This is a genomic window from Corynebacterium frankenforstense DSM 45800 (genome assembly GCF_001941485.1).
Lineage (GTDB): Bacteria > Actinomycetota > Actinomycetes > Mycobacteriales > Mycobacteriaceae > Corynebacterium > Corynebacterium frankenforstense.
The window spans coordinates 698,551-713,799 of the sequence record NZ_CP009247.1 but is presented as its reverse complement, the minus strand read 5'-3'; the positions used below and the strand labels follow the sequence as shown (position 1 = coordinate 713,799).

Below are 15,249 nucleotides of genomic sequence, written 5' to 3'. Positions count from 1 at the left end.
GGGCGGGCCGCCACCGGGGCGCCGGCGGCCGGCGGCTCAGTCGACGTCGAGGAGGGCCTCCAGTTCGGCGCGCCCGGGCAGGTCCGCCGGCTCCAGCGTGTAGCCGGCGGCGACGTAGTGGAAGGCCGCGCGCACCGGCTCGTCGCCGCGCCCGCGGGCGGCCAGCAGCTCGCGGAAGGCCTCCCGGTAGACGGCCAGCTGCACGGCGGCGGCGCGCAGGTCCGCCCCGCGCGGCGGCGCGCCGGTCTTCCAGTCGACGATGATCCAGCCGCCCTCGGGGTCGCGGAAGACGGCGTCCATGCGCCCGCGCACCACCGAGCCGCCGACCGCGAGCTCGAAGGGGTGCTCGACGAGCTGCGGAGTGCGCTCGGCCCAGGCGCTCTCGAGGAAGCGCTCCTTGAGGTGGGCCAGCTCCGCCGGGGCGACCTCCTCCTCGCCGAGGCCCGGCAGCTGGTCCTCGTCGATCAGGCTCTGGCCGCCGAAGCGTTCCTCGAGCCAGGAGTGGAAGGCGGTGCCGCGCTTGGCGTACGAGTTCGGCTTGAACGGCACCGGCCGACGCTGGCGCCGGGCGAAGGCGTCCGGGTCGCGCCCCAGGTTGACCAGGTCGCTGGCGGTCAGCCTCCCGGAGAGCTCCACCTCGACGTCGGGGGCGTCGAGTGCCCGTCGCTCCTCGATCAGCGCGGTGGCGTCGGCCTCCCACTGGGTCGACAGCTCGTCGTCGGCGGCCGCGGGCAGCTCCCCGCGGGCGGCGCGCACCTGCTCGGCGCCGGCGCGCACGGCGGCGTCGGCGTCGACGGCCGGGAAGAGCGCCGGGGCCTCGCTTGCCGACGTCCCGTCGCCCGGCGTCGCCTCCTGCGTCGCCGTGGTGCGGTTCGCCGCGGCCTGCGCCGCGGCGGCGTCCCCGGTGGCTGCGGCGGCGCCGTCGGTGTCTGCAGCGGTGCCGTCGGTGTCCCCGGCGGGTTCCGCGGCCGGGTCGAACCAGGTCTCGACGGCGTCGGGGGCGTGCCCGGCGAGCAGCTCGAGCATCCCGTAGGCGGCCGCGGGCCTGCTCGCGGTGTCGTTGAGCGCGGAGCCGGTGACCGTCAGCGTGCGCTCGGCGCGGGTGACCGCGACGTAGAACAGGCGGGTCGCCTCCTGGGCCTCGGTGGCGCGCACCTCCTCGATGAAGGCCTTCGCGCCGGTCTCGAACTCCTTGCGGTTCTCGGCGTCCGGGGCGAACTGGACGGTCTCGTCGGCGTCGCCGCGCAGCTCCGGGGGCAGGGTGTGCGGGCGGGTCAGGAAGGTCTCCGGGGTCGCCTTCCACGTGCGGTCGTCGGCGTGCACCACGGCGACGTGGCGCCACTCCAGTCCCTTAGCCTTGTGCACGGTGAGGATCTGGACGCGGTCGGCGCGCACGGAGACCTCGCCCGGCGCCAGGCCGGCCTCGTGGTCGCGGGCGAGCCGGAAGTAGTCCAGCAGGCGGGGCAGGGTGGCCCCGGGCACGGCGGCGAAGGCGGCGACCTCCGCGCCGAGCCGGTCGAGGTGGGCGGTGCCCGGCGCGCCGTCGGCACCCGGGTCCTCGCGGGCGAGCGCCTCGGTGCGCACCCCGGTGGCGGACTCGATGTCGGCGAAGAGCTCCGGCAGGGGCTTGCCCAGCGAGCGGGTGCGCAGGGCGCGCAGGGTGGCGGAGAGCCGGGCGAGCCGCCGGGCGCCCTCCTCGCTGAGCCCCGCGCCCTCGCCGAGGTCGGCGACGGCGTCGGCCAGGCCGACGACCTGCTCGGCGTCCGGGGGCAGCGCCTCGTCGATCTCGGCGAGCAGGTCGGCCCAGGCCGCGCTCGAGGCAGGCGTCGTGGAGTCCCCGGTGGCGGCCGCGGCGACGTCCGAGGTACCGGTCCCGCCGGCGTCCGAGGTACCAGTGACGTCCGGGGTCCCGGCGGTCTCCGTGGACTCCTCCCCCGCCGGGGCCGGCCGGGAGCGCCGCGCCAGCTGGCGGGCGCGGCCGTCGAGGGCCTGCAGGTCCTTGACGGAGAGCCCGACCATCGGCCCGGAGAGCACGCGCAGGGCCGCGGCGTTGTCCTCGGGGCGCACCAGCATCGTCGCCACGGCGACGACGTCGGCGACCTCCGGGACGTCGAGAAGCCCGCCCACGCCGACGATCTCCACGGGCACCCCGCGCGCCTCCAGCTCGGCGGCGATGGGCGCGGCCTGGGCGTTCTTGCGCACGAGCACCGCGCCGGTGAACCGCTCGCTGGCGTCGGCTGCGGCGCGGTAGTGCGCGGCGAGCTTCTCCGCGACGGCGGCGCGCTCCTCGGCGATCGTCTCGTACCAGCCCAGGGACACCCCGCCGGGCTCGTCGCCGAAGGGCTCGAGCGGGGCGACGGGGCGCTCGGTGGCCTCGGCGGAGCCGAGCACGCTGTCGGAGACGGCGTTGGCGGCGGCGAGCACGCGGGCGGGGTTGCGGAAGCTGACGGTCAGCTCGGCCTTCGGGGCGGGCCGGGTGCCCTCGGGGAAGTCCTCGCGGAAGGCCAGCAGGTTGGCGGCGGTCGCGCCGCGCCAGCCGTAGATGGCCTGCATCGGGTCGCCGACGGCGTCGACGGTCAGCGCCGGGGCCTGCGGGGCCGGGGCCGGCGAGGAGGCGTCGGGCGCGGTGGCGTCCGGACCCGCGACTGGGGCATCGGCCGGGCCTGTGACGGGAACGGGCGCCTGGGCGGGCTCCGCGGCCGGGTCGGCGCCGAAGAGGGAGCGCAGCAGCACGCGCTGGGAGTGCGAGGTGTCCTGGTACTCGTCGAGCATGACCACCCGGTAGCGGCGGCGCAACGCGGCGCGGACCTTCGGGCGGGTGGCCGCCAGGCGCGCCGCCTGGCTCATCTGCTGCGGGAAGGTCGTCAGCGAGCGCTCGCGCAGCTCGGCGCGCAGTGCGGTCACCAGCGGCAGCAAGTCGATGCGCATGCGCTGGGCGTCGACCCACTTCTGCATGTCCTTGTTCAACGCGTCGCGCTGGCGCGGGGCCTTGGGCAGGTCGGTGACGTTGGCGATGAAGGCGCGCGCCTCGTCCGCGACGTCCTCCGGGTCCGCCTGGTGGTTGTCCATCTCGGCGTTGAGGGCGAGCACGCGCTCGACGACCTCACCGGTGCTCACCGTCGTCTCGAGCACCCCGGTGTAGTCCTCGACGAGCTGCGAGGCGATCGTGAACAATTCCGTCTTGCCGATGATGCGCGCGGTCGGCTCGACCGGCAGCAGGAGCCCGAACTCGCGGATGATGGAACCCGCGAAAGAGTCGTAGGTGCTGGCCGTGGGCGCAGCGTCGGCCAGCCGGTCGGCGAGCCTCCCGCTCGGGTCGACCTCGCGCAACCGGGGGCTGCCGGCGAGCTCGGCGAGCTGGCCGCGGATCTTGTGGCCGAGCTGCTGGGCGGCCTTGCGGGTGAAGGTCAGGCCGAGGACCTGGTCGGGTTCGGCCAGGCCGTTGGCCACCAGCCAGACGACACGGGCGGCCATGGTGGCCGTCTTGCCCGCACCGGCGCCGGCGACGACGAGCAGCGGGCCGGGGCCCGCGCCGGTCACCGCGGCCTGCTGGGGCGTGGGCGAGGGCTGGCCGAGCAGGGCGGCCAGGGTCTTCGGGCTGATCCGGTTCTGCGTGCTGGACTCAGGCATCGGTGACGCTCCTCCCCCGCGGCTGGGCCGGGCAGACCGGGGCCAGCCGGCAGGTCGAACAGTGCGGGTTGAGGTGGGCGGCCAGGCGCGGCCCGCGGCGGGCCTCCGCCAGGGCCGGCAGCTCGGCGGCGAAGGCCTCGAGCTCCTCGGCGGACTTGGCGGACTGCTCGCGGGTGGCCACGCTCTTGGTGTCCGTTCCCGGGAAGACGAGCACGGCGCCGCCGATCGCCGGGTGCGGCTCACCCGCGCCCACGCGCGCGGCTGCGGGGTCGTCCGGGGCGGGGACGACGCGCCCGCGGGAGAGCGCGAGCTGGTAGGCGCGCAGCTGGTCCTGCTCCTCGGCGTCCTTCTTCGAGACCGCGTTGCGGCCGGTCTTGAGGTCGACGACGAAGTGCTCGCCGCTGTCGCGCTCGCACTCGAGGCGGTCGATGCGCCCGCGGATGACCACGTCCTCGGCCACCGGCACCTCCACCTCGGTCTCGACGCCGACCAGGTCGAAGCGGGCGTCACGCCCGGCGATCCAGGAGGCCGTGCGGTCGAGCAGGCGCCCCCAGTCCGCCAGCGCGTTCTCCCGGGCCCAGGAGGGCACCGCGAGGGTGTCCTCGAAGGCCTCGGTGACCACACGGCGTGCCTCGGCGGCATCGACGCCGCGGGCGACGGCCTCGGCGAAGGCGTGCACCAGGGAACCGCGGGTCAGCTGCGGGGCGGTCTCGGTGCCCTCGACGAGGCGCTCGAGCCCGGCGCGCAGCGGGCACTCGGCGAGCTTCTCGATCTGCGAGGGCGAGAGGTTGACCGGTCCGGGGGCCACCAGCTCGCGGGTGTCGCTGGGCTCGCGGGCGGACCACCAGCGCTCCGGGTCGGCGCCGGGGACCCCGGCCTCGGCCAGGCGTGCCAGCTGGCGGGCGGCCTGGCGGCGCCGCGGCTCCGCGGCCTGCGGGTCGCAGACGGCGCGGCGCAGCTCGGCGACGAGGTCCGGCACGGAGAGCACGGCGAAGCGCCCGCCGCCCTCGGCGACCCCGGCCGCCGAGTCGTCCCCGGCGGCTCCGGCCTCCGCGTCGTCCGACGCAGGGGCGGCCCCCGCATCAGCCGCGCCGGCGGCACCGGCGTCTGCGGCACCGGCGCCGGCATCACTTGAGTCCCGGGCGACCGGCTCCCCGGCGAGCGGCCGCGAGACGCGCTCGACGCGCACGGCCCCGTCGCTCTCCCGGGCGTACTCCCCGAGGAACCGGCTGGGCTCGGTCGGCTCGTCGGCGTCCGGGGCGTCGACGGCCGTGACCGTCAGCCGCTCCGTGGCACGTGTCATGGCGACCTCGCGGAAGAGCCGGCGCTCCTCGGCGAGCTTCTCGCTGCGTCCGGCGGGCGCCTCCGGGTCGACCGGCAGGTCCGGGTCGACGCCCCGGTCGACCAGGTCGACGAACTCCTCCTGCTCGAACAGCGAGCCGGTCTCGCCGAGGGCCGGCCAGCGGTCGTCCTGCACCCCGGTGACCACGACCCGGCGCCACTCGCGCCCGGCCGTGGCGTGCGCGGTGAGCACCTGCACGGCCTGCGGGGTGTCCGCGCGCCGGTCGCGCACGCCGGTGGGCAGCTCCTGCTCGGCGACGTGGCGCACGAAGGACTCGACGCCCGCCGTCGGGCGGCGCTCGACGAAGTCGCCGGCGGCGTCGAAGAGGGCCATCATCGCGTCCAGGTCGCGGTCCGCCTGGGAGCCGGCGGCCCCGCCGCGCAGCGCGACCGCGGAGAGGTGCTCAGCCAGGCCCGTGGCCTGCCACAGCGCCCAGAGCACCTCCTCGACCGAGCCGTGGGACTCGAGCGCGGCGTGTCCGGCGACGAGGACGTCGCGGATGCGCCCGAGCACGGCCAGCTCGCGTTCGGTGAGCACCTCGGAGAGCCGCGCCGTCTCCTCCTCGTCCGGGGCGGTCGTCGGGTCGATCAGGCGGGCGAGCGTGTCGACGGCGCGGGTGTCCATGTCGAAGCGGCGCAGCCCGCGCAGCAGGCGGCGCAGGGTGACCGGGTCCGCGCCGCCGACGGGGCCGAGCACCAGCTCGTGCAGCTCGCCGGGGGTCAGCTCCTCGGAGAGCGCGCGCACGCCGAGGATCATGCCGGCGACGATGGGTTGCTCGGCGAGCACGAGGTCGGTGGCGCTGATGTGCACCGGTACCCCGGCGGCGAGCAGCACGCGGCGCACCGGCTCGATCTGGCCGGCCTGGCGGACCACCACGGCGATCTCGTTCCAGTCCACGCGATCGATCAGGTGGGCACGGCGCACGGTGTCGGCGAGCACGGCGTTCTCCGTGGCCGCGGTGTCCGCGACCAGGAAGTGCGTCTCCGGGCGCCGGCGGGTCCCCGGCAGTTCGAGGGCGTGGTCCACGGCGGTGTCGGCCAGGAAGGCCGGGGAGGCGCCGCGGAAGCGGAAGATCGACTGGCGCGGGTCGCCGGCGAGCACGCCGAGCCCGCCAGGGGTCGCCCGGGCGTGCTCGAGCAGGAGGCCCACCAGGTCGCAGGAGCGCGGGTCGAGGTGCTGGGCGTCGTCGACGAGCACCGTGTGCAGCCCGGCGCGCTCGATGACCTCCGGGCGCTCGGTGACCAGTTTCAGCGCCTGGGCGACCAGCTCCGAGGCGCTGAGCCGGCGCGTGCCGGCCAGGTTCATGGTGCGGCGGTACTCGCGCAGGAAGTCCCCGGCCCCGGTCCAGGCGGGGCGGCCGTGGCGTGCGCCGAGCGCCTCGAGGTCCTCCTCGCCGAGGCCACGCTCGGCGGCGCGCAGCAGGAAGTCGCGCAGCTGGCGGGCGAAGCCGAGGTAGGTCAGCGCCGGGCGCAGGTCCTCGGGCCACGCGCCCGTGCCGTCCTCGGCCTGGCCCATGAGCAGCTCGCGGATGACGGCGTCCTGCTCGGCGCCGGTGATCAGGCGGATCTCCTCGTCGACGCCGGCGCGCAGCAGCGCAAAGGCCACCGAGTGCACGGGGCGCACCAGGGTGGCGTCGGAGACGTACGGGGTGCCGGGGCGGTCGACGAGGCGCCGGCCGATCATGTCGCGCACCCGGGCGGCGGCGTCCTTGGCGGCGGTGATCACGAGCACGCCCGCGGGGTCGGCGCCGGCGTCGAGGCGCTGCAACGCGGTGTCCACCAGCAGGCTGGTCACCCCGGAGCCGGCCGAGCCGGTGACCCGCCACAGGCCCGACTCCGGCAGGCCGTGCGCCAGGTGCGACCAGTCGCGCGGGGCGTCCGCGGCCGCGCGGCGCACCAGCCGCACGCGCGGCGTGGAGAAGTCAGTGGGTTCGCTCATGCCTCACAGCGTGCCACCCGGGCGCGACAGGAGCAGATCGACGACCTCCGCCAGGGCCGCGGAGGCGGCGGGCTCGGGTCTGCTGAGCAGCACGTGCACCCACACGCGGTAGGCCGCGGCGCGCACCAACAGCTGGTGGAGATCCGGCACGTGGCGGAAGCGGGCGATCACCCCGGCGTCGACCGCGCCGGCGAGCAGGCCGTCGACGATGACCTGCGCGGCGGTGTAGCCGCGCGGGTGCATCACGCCGACCAGGTCGGTCAGCGCCGGCGGGTTGCCCGGCGCGTAGACGGTGGTGGCCAGCATGTCCGCGTGGCAGGGCACCGCCGGGCCCGCCAGGGGCCCCATCGCGGCGCGCAGCTTGAGCAGCAGGTCGCGGTGCAGGCCGTCCTCGACGCCGGCGAGCACCCGCGGCTCGTGGGTCGACCAGGCCGCGCGGTCGGCGGCGCAGAAGACGTCCTCGGGGTCCGACTCGGGCAGCGGCAGGCCGTCGTCGAGGCCCGCGACGAGCGCGGCCTCGAGGCGCAGGGCGGCCGCGGCCGTCTCGTCGACGCGCGCGCCCGGCTCCCCCTCGACGAACTGACTGGCCCGCCAGCCGGCGGCGAGGAAGCGGCCGTCGGTGGCGCGCACCGGACGCACCACGCGCAGCCCGTCGACCTCCACGCGTTCGCGTACCCGCGCCGACCAGGTGGTGTGCGGACCGACGGCGCGCGAGAGCGCGACGGTGCCCAGACGCCAGCCGTTGTCCCAGGCCGCGCCCAGCGGCACGGCGGGCTGCCGGTCGTCGGCCTGGAAGGCCGCCGCCACGTGGGCGGGCACCCCCGCCGCAGCCGCCGCGGGGACCTGGTCCGCGCCCGCATCGCGGGCGTCGTCAATCTCTGCGTCGGTCCGCCGGGCGCCGCGCGCCTCGGAGATGTCGTGGACCGTGCCGTCCCGGCCGGGGTCGTTGCGCGGCGTCACGGCTGCACCTTCGGGTAGGGCCACGGGTTGTAGCGGCAGGTCTCGTCGACGTCCGGGTAGACCTCCTCCGGGTCGAAGGAGTGCAGCTCGGCGTTGTTCAGGCTCAGGGTCTGCTGCATCATCACCGGGGCCAGCTCGCCGTCACCGCCGCAGGGCTGGTGGGCGGCGAAGCCGATGCCGTGGCCGACCTCGTGGTTGATCAGGTACTGGCGGTAGGAGCCGATGTCGCCCTTGAAGGGCGTCGCACCGCGCACCCAACGGGCCTCGTTGATGACCAGGCGATTGCCGTCGCTGTAGAAGCAGCTGGTCTCCATGGCCAGGTCGTGGCCGCAGGTCTCGTGGGTCGTGCCCACGCTGGTCAGCTGGATGCGCATGTTCGGGTCGTCGTCGGGGCCGACGTGCTCGAAGCGGAAGCGCTCGTCGTGGGTCCACCCGGCCGGGTTGGTCAGGGTGGCGTCGATCATGTGCGCCAGGGCGTCGTCGCCGCCCGTCGACGAGGTGTCCACGCCCTTCTCGACCTCGATGACGTAGCGCACCGTCTTCTCGGTGCCCTGGCCGGCCTCGGCGCCCGGCTTGCCGATCAGGCGGTATTCACCGGTGCTCTCCGTGGCGTAGGGCCCGCCGGCCGGCAGCTCGTCGGCGGCGATGTGCGGGTCGGGCTGGTCGGCCGGGTTCGGGCCGGTCTCCAGGGTGGAGGACTCGGCGGCCTGGTCCGGGGTCTCGTCGGAGTTGGGCATGCCGGACCCGGTGAAGACGTCGATGAGCACCCACACGGTGATCACGGCGAGGACCGGGATGGCGTAGGCGCGCCAGCCGAAGGACCGCGCGAAGCGGACGTACCAGGGTTCGTGAGACATCAGCCAACCAGGGGTCGAGGAAGTGGGCGGGGTGTGTCCGGCGCGCGCCCGGGGCCTTCAGGGCCCGTGAGGGGCGACGCCGGTGGGCGGGGTCAGGCCCCGGCGAAGCCGACGGTGCGCGGGGTGTCCGCGCCGACGGCGGCGTAGGCGACCTCGGAGACGCGGAGGAGGTAGCGCTGGCCGCGCTGGTCCTCCAGCTCCAGGATCCCCTCGCCGCGCTCGAGGGCCGAGCGCACCTCGCCGGAGACGGCCCCGGCGTCGCCCTTGGCGTCGATCACGAGTTCACGCGGAGTGTCCTTGAAGCCGATCTTGAGTTCCATGCTGCTGAAACAGAGCTCGCTTTCCTTGGTCTCGGGGTTCGTGCTCCCCACCCTGGAAAGGGCCCGCCCGTCGCACGGCCGGGCCCCGGGTCGAGGCATGGGGCCCATCATAGCCCGCGCCCGATAGTATCTAGGTGTGTCTGCCGTCAGTACCAGTCCCACATTCGCCGAACTCGGCGTCGCCGCCGAGATCACCGAGGCCCTCATGGCCGCCGGGATCACCCGCACCTTCGCCATCCAGGAGCTCACGCTGCCGATCGCGCTCGACGGCCGCGACCTGATCGGCCAGGCGCGCACCGGCATGGGCAAGACGCTCGGCTACGGCGTGCCGCTGCTCGACCGCGTCTTCGACTCCGCCGACGTCGAGGAGCTCGACGGCACCCCGCGCGCCCTGGTGGTCGCCCCGACCCGCGAGCTGGCCGACCAGGTCGGCGACGACCTGACCACGGCCGCGGAGAACCTGCCGGTGCGCGTGACCACCATCTACGGCGGACGCCCCTACGAGGAGCAGATCGACGCGCTGCACGCCGGTGTGGACGTCGTCGTCGGCACCCCGGGCCGCCTGCTGGACCTGCACCAGCGCGGCGAGCTGCGCCTCGACCGCGTGGCGGTGCTCGTCCTCGACGAGGCCGACGAGATGCTCGACCTGGGCTTTTTGCCCGACATCGAGAAGATCCTGGCCACCCTGACCCACCAGCACCAGACGATGCTGTTCTCCGCGACGATGCCGGGGCCGATCCTGGCGCTGGCGCGCAGCTTCATGAACCGCCCGGTGCACATCCGCGCCGAGGCCACCGAGTCGGGGCTGACCCACGCCTCGACCCGGCAGGTCGCCTTCCTGTCGCACCGCATGGACAAGCCGGCGGTGCTGGCCCGGATCCTGCAGTCCGACGGGCGCGGGCGCACCATCATCTTCACCCGCACCAAGCGCACCGCGGCCCGGGTGGCCGAGGACCTCGCCGGCCGCGGCTTCACCGTCGCCTCGGTGCACGGTGACCTGGGCCAGGGTGCCCGCGAGAAGTCGCTGAACGCCTTCCGCGACGGCACCGTGGAGATCCTCGTGGCCACCGACGTCGCCGCCCGCGGCATCGACGTCGACGACGTGACCCACGTGATCAACTACCAGACCCCCGACGACCCGATGACCTACATCCACCGCATCGGCCGCACCGGCCGCGCCGGCCACTCCGGCACCGCGGTGACGCTGATCGGCTACGACGAGGCCGCGAAGTGGTCCGCGATCAACGACGAGGTCGGCCTCGACATGGCCGAGCCGCCGCGCTGGTTCTCCACCTCCCCGGAGCTGGGCGAGGCCCTGGACATCCCCGACGACGCCCCCGACCGCGTGGGCCCGGCGCGCCGCGTCTTCGGGCTGCCCGCCCCCGGTGAGGACCGCGGCGGCCGTGGCGACCACGGTCGCGGCCACAGCGGCCGTGGCCACGGCGGCCGCGCGCGCGGCGGGCGCGGTGACCGGCACGGCGACCGGGGCCGCGGACGCCGGCGCGACGAGCGCGGGCGCGGGCGCGGAAAGAACCGCCGTTGAGCGGGGCCGGCGCGCCGCTGCGGCGCACCCGCGGTGACCTGATCGCCACCGCCGTCATCGCCGTCGTCGCGGTGGCGGCGGTGCTCGGCGTGGTCGCCACGGCCCCGGTGCGCGAGGTCGACCACACCGTCGCCGAGGGCACCGCCGCGATCCCCGCCGAGCCCGCCTCCGCCCCCACCGCCGTCGAGGCCGACTGGTCCGAGCCCGCGCTCAGCCTCGCCGGCGCCGGCCGCCCGATCGTCATCGAGGGCGTGACCGTGGTGCCCGGCGAGCACGGCGCCCGCGGCCTGGCCCCCGACGGCACACAGCTGTGGTCCTACACCCGCGCCGACCGTGAGCTGTGCGCCGCCGGTGCGGCGTGGGCCACGGCCGTGCTCGTCTTCCGCGACCCCGCCGCCGACGCCGGCTGCGGCGACGCCGTCTCCCTCGACGCCGCCGACGGCTCCTACTCGGCGACCCGCTCGGCCCCGGCGCCCGAGAAGGTCGCCTCGGTGGCCTCCAACAGCCGGGTCGGCATCGCCTCCCCCGAGCGCGTCGAGCTGTGGCGCTCGGACCTGGTGCGCACCGTCGAGTACGGCGACGTGCCCGCCAAGCAGGAGCCGGACCAGCAGCCCCACGAGGAGTGCGCGATCAACTCCGCGCTCACCCGCACCGAGCTGCTCGCCGTCACCGAGGACTGCCCCGACGACCCCGGGCACACCTGGCTGCGCTTCCAGGCGACCACCCCGGAGGACTCGCGCGCCCCGGAGATGGCCGGCGAGGTCGCGCTCACCGCGGGCTCGCGCCTGGTGGCCGTCGGCCAGGACGGCGCGGCCGTCTTCGAGCCCGGTCCCACCCCGCGCCTGCGCAGCTTCTCCAGGGAGGGCACCGAGCGGCTCTCCCGCGACGTCGCCGCGGCCCCCGCGATCGACGCGGCCGGCGACACCGGGGCCGCCGCCGATGACCGCGCACCGGAGGGCCTCTTCCTGCCGCAAACCGCGGATCTGCCGCACCACATGAGCTGGTTCGACGGCGAGCGCCTCTACCTGATGCACCCGGACAACCTCGAGGTCGCCCACGTGATCGAGGACGCCACGGGCACCGGCGTGGCCGTCGGCGGCCGCCTGGTCTACCCCACCGCCGAGGGCCTGGCCGTGGCCGACTGGGACACCGGGAAGGTCGAGCACACCATCCCCGTCGACCGGGCAGGCTACACCGGCGAGGTGGACCTGGCCCTGGCCGGCGACCGCGTCATCGAGCGCCGCGGCGACGAGCTGGCCGCCCTGCGCGTGCTCTGAAGCCCCCCGCAGCGCGATGACCCCCGCGCACCCGTTCCCGGGTGTGCGGGGGTCTCCCGTTCAATTGACGACGTCGCGTCCCTCGCCGCGGGCGCGCACCGTCAGCGGCGCTGCTCGGGGCCGGCGGTGTCGAAGGCCGCGGCGGCCCAGTGCACGGCGGCCGGGCTGAACAGCAGGACCAGGATGGCCAAGGCGCTGACCAGGGTGACCACGCCGAGAGGCCAGGCACCGGCGCCGAACATGCTGAAGGAGATCGGCAGGAAGATGATCTGCAGGATGATCACCGGGCCACGCCCCCAGCGGTGGGTGCCGCGGGCCAGCCCGAGACCGCCGGCGAAGACGCCGCCGAAGACGATCAGCAGGAAGACGGCGGTGCCGGTGGCGACCCAGCCGGCGTTGCCGCCGGGCTCGCTGACGATGTCGGCGCCGCGCTCGCCGAGGACCTGCCGGGCGAGCAGCAGGACGGCGTAGGCGATGCCGGCCACGGCCTGCACGCAGGCGATGATCCCGGCGTAGCGCACGGTGGCGGGCACGGGGGCGCGCCCGCCCGCGCGGGCCGGGGTCGCGGCGGGTGCTCTTTTCGGGCTGGGGCTGGTCTTGTTCACGGCCCTGATCCTATCGGGCGGGGCCTCCCGGGCGACCGGGACGGGGGCAATTTGACGCGGCCGCGGCCCGTGTACTCAGTCGGGCCGGACGGTTTCCGCTGGCCAACCGTTTTACTAAGGGTCCCCTCAGTCTATTTTCAGGCCCGGTTTCGCCCCCGATCGTGCCGAAAGCCAAATTTCGCCTGTGACTTCTGGCACATTTTCGGTGTAACTCTAGCCAAGAGTGTGTGACCGTGCAATGATCAACAATCAGCAAAAGCAACCGGTTGGAAAACCGGCCCTTAACCCGGAAGCGCCAGCGGGTTAACGCCGAGTGAACCGTTGCGGAGTGAGCCGGGGGTCCGTTCCCCGCGCAGTCCTGCCCCGCACGCACTCGCCCGAAAGCTTGGACATGATGCGCATCCCCGCGAGCGGGCGGGGATGTGTCTCTGGTGCGCCCAGTCCCGTTCACCGATCGTTTCCCACTGCATTTTCTTAACCCCGAGACTTCCTAAGGAGACTGACCCGAAATGGATTGGCGTCACAAGGCCGTCTGCCGCGACGAGGACCCCGAACTGTTCTTCCCCGTGGGCAACTCCGGGCCCGCCCTGGCCCAGATCGCCAAGGCGAAGCTCGTCTGCAACCGCTGCCCCGTCACCTCCCAGTGCCTGGCCTGGGCCCTGGAGACCGGCCAGGACGCCGGCGTGTGGGGCGGCCTGTCCGAGGAGGAGCGCCGCGCGCTCAAGCGCCGCAACAAGCGCGGCCGCCGCACCCGCGTCGCCGTCTAGGACGCACCCGCTCCCCTCACCCGGAGCCGCCTGAGCGGCCGACCCCGATTACCGCGGTCGCGTCCGCCGGCACTACAGTGTGAGCGACAAAGAAACCCAACCGCCCAGCAAGGAAGGTGCCCCATGAGCAAGCGCGGACGCAAGCGCAAGGACCGCCGCAAGAAGAAGTCGAACCACGGCAAGCGGCCCAACTGCTAGCTTGATCGACCGCCCCCGCTAGGCGGAGCGAAGTCGAAGGTGGCGCGGCCGGGATCCCCAGAGGATCCCGGCCGCGCCTTCGTCTTGCCGGGTGGTTCCGCTTTTATCGGATGGGCTGCAAAGCCGCGCCGCGGCGCGGCCGTCGCAGCTAGTTGAACCGCCGCACCGTGGTGACGCGCAGCTGGTAGGTCACCCGCTCGCGCAGCCGGCTCGGCGCGTGGTCCGCCCCGCAGCAGGTCCGCAGCAGCTTGCGCAGCGCCTCCTCGAGCTCGAGCCCCGCCGCGCACTCGGGGCACGCGGTGATCTCCGCGCGCAGCTGCGCGCACTCGGCGGCGGTCAGCTCGTCGTCGAGGAGTGCGGCGAGCTTGCGCTCGACGCTGTCACAGTCACAGGTGCACCCTTCGCCGTGCACGTCGTGTCCGGACGTCATCGCTCACGCCTCCTGCTTCTTCGTCTTCGTGCGGTTGTGCGCCGGCTCGGCCATGTCGGGGTGGTCGAGCCCGATGCCGTGCTCGTGTGCCACCCCCTTCAACAAACCGCGCAGCTGTTTTCTTCCCCGGTGCAGCCGGCTCATCACCGTGCCGAGCGGGGAGCCCATGATCTCCGCGATCTCCTTGTAGGCCAGCCCCTCGACGTCGGCGTAGTAGACGACCATGCGGTAGTCGTCCGACAGCGAGTTCAGCGCGTCGACGATCTCCTGGTCCGGGATGTTCTTCAGCGCCGCGACCTCCGCGGACTCCAGCCCGGAGGAGTCGTGCGAGGAGGTCGTGTACAGCTGGTGGTCGGTCATCTCGTCGGCCGAGGTCTGCTGCGGACGCCGCTGCTTCTTGCGGTAGGTGTTGATGTAGGCGTTGGTCATGATCCGGTACAGCCACGCCTTGAGGTTGGTGCCCGGTCTGAAGGATCCGAAGGCCTGGAAGGCCTTCATGTAGGTCTCCTGGACCAGGTCCTCCGCGTCGGCCGGGTTGCGCGTCATCTTCAGCGCACCGCCGTAGAGCTGGTCGAGCAACGGCAGCGCCTCGCTCTCGAAGCGCTCGCGCAGCCGCGTGTCGTCCTCGACGTCACTGTCCGCCATCTGCCGGGCCACCGTCCTTTCCACGGTCGGGGTCGGGGAACCATTCTAGGCCCGGGTACCGCTACTCCGCCCCGACGGTGTCGAGGAGCCCGGGAAAGTCGTTGGCCACATTGCCGACGTCGCGTCGCACCGGGCGGGCGCCGAGGTGCGCGCGCAGCGTGGGCGCCGCAGGCGCCAGCATCTCCGTGGCGGACCCGGCCGAGCCGGTGCACCAGGCGGCGGCGGACGCAGCGTCGAGAAGCAACGGCATGCGGTCGTGCAGCCACTCCAACGGCTCGGCGGAGGCGGTGGTCACGATGGTGCAGGACAGCTGGTCCAGGCCGGTGTCCCACAGCCCGGCGGCCCACAGCAGCCCGCCGTCGTCGCGGCTGATGAAGTGCGGCACCTTCTCGTGCCACTCGTAGTAGCCGTCCATGGGGATCACGCAGCGGCGCTTGGCGAAGGCGTCGCGGAAGGAGGGCTTCTCGGCGACGGTCTCGGAGCGGGCGTTGAACAGGGTCGGGCCCTTCTCGTCGCGCTTCCAGTGCGGCAGCAGGCCCCAGCGCGCCGGCTCCACCAGCGCCTCGGAGTGGGCCTCGCCGCCGAGGCGGACGACGGGGGCGATCTGGGTCGGGGCGATGTTGTAGCGCGCCGGCGGGGTGTCGCGCGGCGCACGCACCTCGGTGACGCCCGGCAGGGTGCCGACGGCGTCGAGGAGGCGCTCCCCGGTGGTGAACAGGACGAACCTTCCGCACATG

13 protein-coding genes are annotated in these 15,249 nt (G+C 74.4%); 4 read left to right on the top strand and 9 right to left on the bottom strand.

Features of this window, described 5'->3' with window-relative positions; translation table 11 throughout:
- Positions 1 to 36: 36 nt before the first annotated feature.
- The 5 genes from CFRA_RS03060 to CFRA_RS03040 all read right to left on the bottom strand — a co-directional run bounded on the left by CFRA_RS03060 (position 37) and on the right by CFRA_RS03040 (position 9,047).
- Positions 37 to 3,630 carry an ATP-dependent helicase gene (locus CFRA_RS03060; protein WP_245797648.1) on the bottom strand — a complete coding sequence of 1,198 codons (3,594 nt, stop codon included), beginning with the start codon at positions 3,628 to 3,630 and terminating at the stop codon, positions 37 to 39.
- Positions 3,623 to 6,910: an ATP-dependent DNA helicase gene (locus tag CFRA_RS11835; protein WP_245797647.1), complete on the bottom strand. Its 3,288-nt coding sequence runs from the start codon at positions 6,908 to 6,910 to the stop codon at positions 3,623 to 3,625. Before CFRA_RS11835 ends, CFRA_RS03060 begins: the two co-directional genes overlap by 8 nt.
- A 3-nt stretch (positions 6,911 to 6,913) precedes the next feature.
- Positions 6,914 to 7,870 (bottom strand): TIGR02569 family protein, encoded by a 957-nt coding sequence (locus tag CFRA_RS03050; RefSeq protein ID WP_169842162.1) that lies wholly within the window; start codon positions 7,868 to 7,870, stop codon positions 6,914 to 6,916.
- Positions 7,867 to 8,727, bottom strand: a complete 861-nt coding sequence (locus CFRA_RS03045) for a DUF3152 domain-containing protein (protein ID WP_075663409.1) — start codon at positions 8,725 to 8,727, stop codon at positions 7,867 to 7,869. Before CFRA_RS03045 ends, CFRA_RS03050 begins: the two co-directional genes overlap by 4 nt.
- A 92-nt stretch (positions 8,728 to 8,819) precedes the next feature.
- The gene (locus CFRA_RS03040) at positions 8,820 to 9,047 is read right to left on the bottom strand and encodes a DUF3107 domain-containing protein (RefSeq protein ID WP_075663408.1); all 228 of its coding nucleotides are present in this window, start codon (positions 9,045 to 9,047) and stop codon (positions 8,820 to 8,822) included.
- A 136-nt stretch (positions 9,048 to 9,183) separates the two neighbouring features.
- Between CFRA_RS03040 and CFRA_RS03035 the strand changes: the two genes are divergently transcribed.
- Together CFRA_RS03035 and CFRA_RS03030 are read left to right on the top strand one after the other, a co-directional pair.
- Positions 9,184 to 10,590: a DEAD/DEAH box helicase gene (locus tag CFRA_RS03035; protein WP_075663407.1), complete on the top strand. Its 1,407-nt coding sequence runs from the start codon at positions 9,184 to 9,186 to the stop codon at positions 10,588 to 10,590.
- Entirely contained in the window at positions 10,587 to 11,867 is a 1,281-nt protein-coding gene (locus tag CFRA_RS03030; protein WP_075663406.1) for an Rv3212 family protein, read from the top strand. The genes CFRA_RS03035 and CFRA_RS03030 overlap by 4 nt, the downstream gene beginning before the upstream one ends.
- A 101-nt stretch (positions 11,868 to 11,968) precedes the next feature.
- Here CFRA_RS03030 and CFRA_RS03025 read toward each other — a convergent pair whose 3' ends face one another.
- Entirely contained in the window at positions 11,969 to 12,472 is a 504-nt protein-coding gene (locus CFRA_RS03025; RefSeq protein WP_245797645.1) for a hypothetical protein, read from the bottom strand.
- A gap of 509 nt (positions 12,473 to 12,981) precedes the next feature.
- Here CFRA_RS03025 and CFRA_RS03020 point away from each other — a divergent pair.
- Both CFRA_RS03020 and CFRA_RS12015 read left to right on the top strand, forming a co-directional pair.
- Complete coding sequence (locus CFRA_RS03020; RefSeq protein WP_075663404.1) at positions 12,982 to 13,239, top strand: WhiB family transcriptional regulator; 258 nt, start codon at positions 12,982 to 12,984, stop codon at positions 13,237 to 13,239.
- A gap of 123 nt (positions 13,240 to 13,362) precedes the next feature.
- A complete protein-coding gene (locus CFRA_RS12015) occupies positions 13,363 to 13,437 on the top strand; it encodes a 50S ribosomal protein bL37 (RefSeq protein ID WP_415684509.1) in 75 nt (24 codons plus the stop codon).
- A gap of 148 nt (positions 13,438 to 13,585) precedes the next feature.
- On the opposite strand, the gene rsrA is transcribed toward CFRA_RS12015, so the two are convergent.
- The 3 genes from rsrA to CFRA_RS03005 form a co-directional block, all read right to left on the bottom strand.
- A complete protein-coding gene (gene rsrA / locus CFRA_RS03015; protein ID WP_075663403.1) occupies positions 13,586 to 13,867 on the bottom strand; it encodes a mycothiol system anti-sigma-R factor in 282 nt (93 codons plus the stop codon).
- Positions 13,868 to 13,870: 3 nt separating this feature from the next.
- Entirely contained in the window at positions 13,871 to 14,512 is a 642-nt protein-coding gene (locus tag CFRA_RS03010) for a sigma-70 family RNA polymerase sigma factor (RefSeq protein ID WP_075663402.1), read from the bottom strand.
- 61 nt (positions 14,513 to 14,573) lie between these two features.
- Positions 14,574 to 15,248, bottom strand: a complete 675-nt coding sequence (locus CFRA_RS03005; protein WP_075663401.1) for an SOS response-associated peptidase — start codon at positions 15,246 to 15,248, stop codon at positions 14,574 to 14,576.
- Position 15,249 lies beyond the last annotated feature (1 nt).